This is a genomic window from Burkholderia sp. ZZQ-2, from assembly GCF_050768715.1.
Classification (GTDB): Bacteria; Pseudomonadota; Gammaproteobacteria; order Burkholderiales; family Burkholderiaceae; genus Burkholderia; species Burkholderia cepacia.
This window is the reverse complement of record NZ_LDVA01000295.1, coordinates 1-5,090: the sequence shown is the minus strand read 5'-3', so window position 1 is coordinate 5,090 and position 5,090 is coordinate 1. Positions and strand designations below refer to the sequence as shown.

The following is a 5,090-nucleotide window of genomic DNA, read 5'->3' as shown; positions in this document are numbered from 1 at the left end:
GCACGACAGCGACTTTTCCGCGTTCATGAGCGTGTGGTTCTTCGAGGAGCAGAAGCATTCGCTCGTGCTGATGGAATACCTGCGCCGCTTCCGGCCGGAGATGGTGCCGACCGAAGAAGAACTGCACGCGGTGCGCTTCGAATTCGACCCGGCGCCGCCGCTCGAGACGCTGATGCTGCACTTCTGCGGCGAGATCCGCCTGAACCACTGGTACCGCTGCGCGGCCGACTGGCATACCGAGCCGGTCATCAAGCAGATCTACGAAACGATTTCGCGCGATGAAGCGCGCCATGGCGGCGCCTACCTGCGCTACATGAAGAAGGCGCTGAACAACTGCGGCGACGTCGCGCGCGCGGCGTTCGCGAAGATCGGCGTGCTGATGGCGTCGGCGCGCCGCACCGAGAAGCCGCTGCACCCGACCAACCTGCACGTGAACCAGGCGCTGTTCCCGCGCGATACCGTGCAGTCGCGCCTGCCCGATCCGGAATGGCTCGAGCGCTGGCTCGACGAGCAGATCCGGTTCGACGGCGAGTGGGAAAAGAAGGTCGTCGAGCGGATCCTGCACAACCTGTCGATCCTGTTCGAGCGCACGTTCGCGACCGCGCAGGAGCTGAACCGCTACCGCAAGGAAGTTACCGGCCGCCTGCAGGCCGAAAGCGGCCCGTCGTCGGCCGCGCAGCCGGCCTGAGGCCGGCAGGCGCCGCCGCCGGCGTGAATCGCGCCGGCCGGTAGCGCCGCCGTGCCGTATCCGTTGCATGAAGCCCGCCTGGCCAGCCCGGCGGGCTTTTTATCTGGCGCCGCCGTCGCGCGCGCCGTTGCTCATTTCGTCCGATCTCCACCATGTCCGCCACCTTCGAACGCAAGCTGATCACCCGTGATGCCCTCGTCGCGCTGCGCGCGTCGCTGCCGTCGCCCGTCGTGTTCACCAACGGCGTATTCGACATCCTGCACCGCGGCCACGTCACGTATCTCGCCGACGCGAAAGCGCTCGGCGCGTGCCTGATCGTCGGCGTGAACAGCGATGCGTCGGTGCGCATGCTCGGCAAGGGCGACGACCGGCCGATCAATCGCGAGGAAGACCGCGCGGCACTGCTCGCGGCACTGGAAAGCGTCGACTGGGTCGTGACGTTCGGGGAAAAGACGCCGGTGTCGCTGATCGAGGCCGTCCGTCCGGACATCCTCGTGAAGGGTGGCGACTACGACATGGACGCGCTGCCGGAATCGGCGCTCGTGCGCGGCTGGGGCGGCCGTGCGCTGGCGATTCCGTTCGAGCACGACCGCTCGACCACCGCGCTGCTGAAGAAGGTGCGCGCGCAGCAGTCCTGAGTACGGCCCGGCGCCGTCAGGGCGCGGATGCCGCGAGCGGGGCCGTCGTGACGGCCGGCGGCGCGATCGGGCCACCGACGACGGGTTGGTCGGTCGCCTGCGCGAGCGGCGTCACGCGCAGCGCATCGGGCCGGACCTGCCGCGACAGCACGCCGGGTTCGCGCGGGCCGGCCGACGGCAGCGGCCCGAACACGCCGCGCGCCACCACGAACGCGAGCATGTTGGCGAGAAAGAGAACAGCGATCAGCCAGCGCAGCATCGTCGAACCTCCTTGTCGTCATCGACGTCGTTCACGTCATTCAGTCGAGCCGGCCGCATGGCCGGCTTTTTCATGGCTTCCGCCGGTCGAGTGCACGGGCCGTTGCCGCCGCCCCGCGCGTACCGCTTCGTCAGCGTGCCGCAGGTCCGTGCGGACCCGCGTCGCCGCACGCCGGCGCGATGCCGGCGCCGGTTTCGTCAATCCTGCGCGGATTCGGCCGCAATCAGCGCGAGCCCGGACAGGATCAGTGCATCGTGCCGCGTATGCGGCACCGTCAGCGCGCGCGCGACGTCGTCCGCCGCGCCGCCGGCCAGCACGAGCCGCACGGGTGCGTGCCACGCGTCGGCAAGGTCGCGCCACGCGCGCTCGATCAGCCCGGCCTGCGCGTACAGGCAGCCGGCCGACAGCGAGCGCGGCGTATCGACCTGGAACGGATCGGCCTGCGCACCCGCGAGCAGGCCGCTCGCGATATCGGTGGTCAGCGTCGGCAGCTGCGCGGTGTGCGTGCCGAGCGCCCGCATCATCAGCGCCCAGCCCGGCGCGATCAGCCCGCCGGTGAAGCGGCCGTCCGCGCGCAGCGCCTCGAGTGTCGTCGCGGTGCCGAACGTCGCGATCAGCAGGTGCTCGCCCGGAAACGCCGCGTGCGCGCCGATCAGGCCGGCCCAGCGGTCGCTGCCGAGCTGTTCGGGTGTCGTATAGCCGTTCGTCACGCCGCATTGCGTGTGACGCGAGCGTATCGTCGTGCGCGGCAGGCCCGGCCAGCGCGCGTCGAGCAGCGCGTCGAGCCGGGCGGTCACGTCGGCGCCCGCGACGTTCGAGATCCACGCGCCGCGCAGATGCGGCAGGTTCGACCAGTCGGGATCGGCGCCGCCGTCGCGCGTGTGGCCGAATGCGCCCGTCTCGACGAGCGTGCGCTGCGCATCGGCGAGCGCCCACTTGATCCGGCTGTTGCCGGCGTCGATCAGCAGGTGCGGCTCGTTCATTGCGCTTCGCGCAGCGACACGTCGCCGGCCGCGATCGCCTGGATGCCGTCCGGCGTGTCGAGGAGCAGCTGGCCGGTCGCGTCGATGCCCGTCGCGATGCCGCGCGCGCGTTCGACGCCCTGTTCGAGCAGGACGACTTCGCGCCCCGCATACGCGTGCAACGCATGCCAGCGCGGCACGAACGGCGCGAGCCCTTCGGCGCCGAACTGCGCGAGCGCGGGCGTGAGCGCGTTCAGCGACGCGGCGAGCGTATCGGTGAGGTTGGCCGACGCGCACGCGATCGACAGCGCAGCGGGCGGCAGCCCGCTCGCGAGCGTCGCTTCGCGCGCGCGCAGCGCGTCGACCTGCGCGGCGACGGCTTCCGCGCCGCGGACGTTGATGCCGAAGCCGATCACGACGGCGGTCGCGTCGGCGCTGGCCCAGGCGGTTTCGATCAGGATCCCGGCGAGCTTGCCGACGATGCGCGGCGTGCCGTCGTCGGTGGCGGTCAGCAGCAGGTCGTTCGGCCATTTGAGCGCGACGCGCGAGCGGGCGTCGAGCGGCAGCGTGGCCAGCCCTTCCGCAAGCGCGACGCCGATCGCGATGCTGAGGCCGCCGAGCGCGTCGACGGGGCGCGGCACGATGCAGCCGACCGAACACAGCAGCGCGTTGCCGGGCTGTGCGAACCACGGGCGGCCCTGCCGGCCGCGGCCGGCCGTCTGCTCGAACGCCACACGCACGAGCGGCGCGGGCAGCGCGTTCGCGTGGCGCGGCAGCGCCTTGAGCCGGGTGGCGACGTCGGCGTTGGTCGAGCCGGTGGCGGCGACGATGTCGAGCGGCCACGCACGCGGCGCGGCGTCCAGGTGCGCCTCGAGCCGGTTGCGCGCGATGTGCGCGTCGCCGGAATCGGGCGTGTCGGAGGAGGTGGGGGCGTTCATGGCGCCTATTGTAGCGACAGGGGGCGGTGGCGCGCGTCGAGCGGCGCGCGCCACCGGCAGTGATCGACCGGCAGTGATCGACCGGCAGTGATCGATTGGCAGCGATCGACCGGCAGTGATCGACCGGCAGCGATCGATTGGCAGTGATCGACCGGCAGTGATCGATTGGCAGCGATCGACTGGCAGTGATCGACCGGCAGCGACCGATCGGCAGTGGCCAATCGGCAGCGACCGACCGGTAGCGACGAACCGGCAGTGACCAACCGGCAGTGACCGACCAGCATCCACCACCAAGGCGGCGCACGGCCGCCCGCATACGCGCGGCGCCGGCGTGCCGCCGCACGACTCAATGCTTTTCCATCTGCTCCAGCGCCTTGATGTCTTCTTCGGACGTCATTTCGCACGCGAGCAGCGTCTTGCCCTTCAGCGCCGGGCCCTGGCGGGCCGACACGAGGATCAGCGCGCCGCCCGGGCCGCGCACCGTCAGGCGGCGCGAATAGCCTGCCGACGACGCGCCCAGCAGATGCCCCTTTTCAGGCGCGAGCTTGTAGCGTTGCGCGAGCTGGCCGGCGACTTCGCCGTCCACGAGCACGCCGATCCCGGTGCTGGTGAACACGACGTGCTGCGTCGTGAAGCCGTCCCGGTGGATCGGCTCCGGCAGGCGGAAGACCGCGGCGCCCAGCATCGATTCGTCCGGCTTCGGATCGGTGGCCTTGACGGTGTTGTAGATCGAGTCCATCAGGTCCGACGTGAACGGCGGATTGCAGATCGCGGCGTTGAAGATGTCGGGTTGGGCGGGCGGCGCGGCGAATGCAGCGAGCGGCACGGCGGAGAGGGCAATGGCGGCGGCGCCGACGGCAGCGGCGCGACGCCCGGACAGGCGAAGGGACATGAATGCAGTTCTCTCAGGTTTTATTGTGAGGCTGCATGTTAATGCATCGCCGCACGCCGGCCGATCGACGGGGAGCGGCCGGGTGGCGGCAATGCAACAGGCGCGCACCCGCGCGCCGCGATCGATTCCGTTGCCGGATGATCGATGCGCGGAGCGTCGGGGCTTGCCCGTCAGGCAGCCGGTGCGATGCGGGTTCGCGTTACGGCGCGACGACCGGATGCTTCAGCGCATGCGCGGTCTCGATCCACTGCGCGTGGAATTCGTCCGCGTCGGGCTTGAGCCCGAGCTCGCCGTTGCGATAGGCCATCGCGAGCGTCTGCACGGCTTCCGGCAACTCGTGCTCGGCGGCCCGGCGATACAGCGCGAGCGCGCGTGCGTCGTCGCGCGGCACGCCGCTGCCGTCGCGGTACGCGTTCGCGAGCATGAAGTCCGCGGCCGGGATGTCCGCGCGCGACGCGACCTCGAACCAGTGCGCGGCCTGCACGGGATCGGCGGCGATCCCGTAGCCGCTGCGATAGATCAGCCCGAGGTAATACGCGGCGGCCGGGTCGCCCTGCGCGGCCGCTTCGCCGAGCAGCGTGCGGGCGCGTGCATAGTCCTTCGGCATGTCGCTGCTGCCGAGCAGCAACGCCTTGCCGAGCGCGAGTTGCGCCCGCCGGGCAGCCGGCGCGTCGGCCTTGCCGTTCGCCGTCGCGGCCGTTTCCAGCCAGCCG

Annotated in this window: 7 protein-coding genes; 2 read left to right on the top strand and 5 right to left on the bottom strand. The window is 71.0% G+C overall.

Annotation, left to right across the window (positions count from 1 at the left end; translation table 11 throughout):
• Together ABY44_RS25635 and rfaE2 are read left to right on the top strand one after the other, a co-directional pair.
• The coding region (locus ABY44_RS25635) for a ferritin-like domain-containing protein (protein WP_431642585.1) at nucleotides 1-688 on the top strand (688 nt) is incomplete at its 5' end.
• Between the two features lie 152 nt (nucleotides 689-840).
• A complete protein-coding gene (rfaE2, locus tag ABY44_RS25630) occupies nucleotides 841-1,326 on the top strand; it encodes a D-glycero-beta-D-manno-heptose 1-phosphate adenylyltransferase (RefSeq protein WP_012329309.1) in 486 nt (161 codons plus the stop codon).
• 16 nt (nucleotides 1,327-1,342) lie between these two features.
• Here the strand turns inward: rfaE2 and ABY44_RS25625 are convergent, their stop codons facing one another.
• From ABY44_RS25625 to ABY44_RS25605, 5 genes are all read right to left on the bottom strand, one after another.
• On the bottom strand, nucleotides 1,343-1,585 hold the full coding sequence (locus ABY44_RS25625) for a hypothetical protein (RefSeq protein ID WP_027789017.1): 243 nt from the start codon (nucleotides 1,583-1,585) through the stop codon (nucleotides 1,343-1,345).
• A gap of 197 nt (nucleotides 1,586-1,782) precedes the next feature.
• Nucleotides 1,783-2,568: a type III pantothenate kinase gene (locus ABY44_RS25620; RefSeq protein ID WP_060171931.1), complete on the bottom strand. Its 786-nt coding sequence runs from the start codon at nucleotides 2,566-2,568 to the stop codon at nucleotides 1,783-1,785.
• Nucleotides 2,565-3,485 (bottom strand): biotin--[acetyl-CoA-carboxylase] ligase, encoded by a 921-nt coding sequence (locus tag ABY44_RS25615; protein WP_048023870.1) that lies wholly within the window; start codon nucleotides 3,483-3,485, stop codon nucleotides 2,565-2,567. Before ABY44_RS25615 ends, ABY44_RS25620 begins: the two co-directional genes overlap by 4 nt.
• Nucleotides 3,486-3,831: 346 nt before the next feature.
• Complete coding sequence (locus ABY44_RS25610) at nucleotides 3,832-4,377, bottom strand: hypothetical protein (protein ID WP_060171929.1); 546 nt, start codon at nucleotides 4,375-4,377, stop codon at nucleotides 3,832-3,834.
• Nucleotides 4,378-4,576: 199 nt separating this feature from the next.
• A partial coding sequence (locus tag ABY44_RS25605; protein ID WP_431642582.1) for a tetratricopeptide repeat protein occupies nucleotides 4,577-5,090 on the bottom strand: 514 nt, incomplete at its 5' end.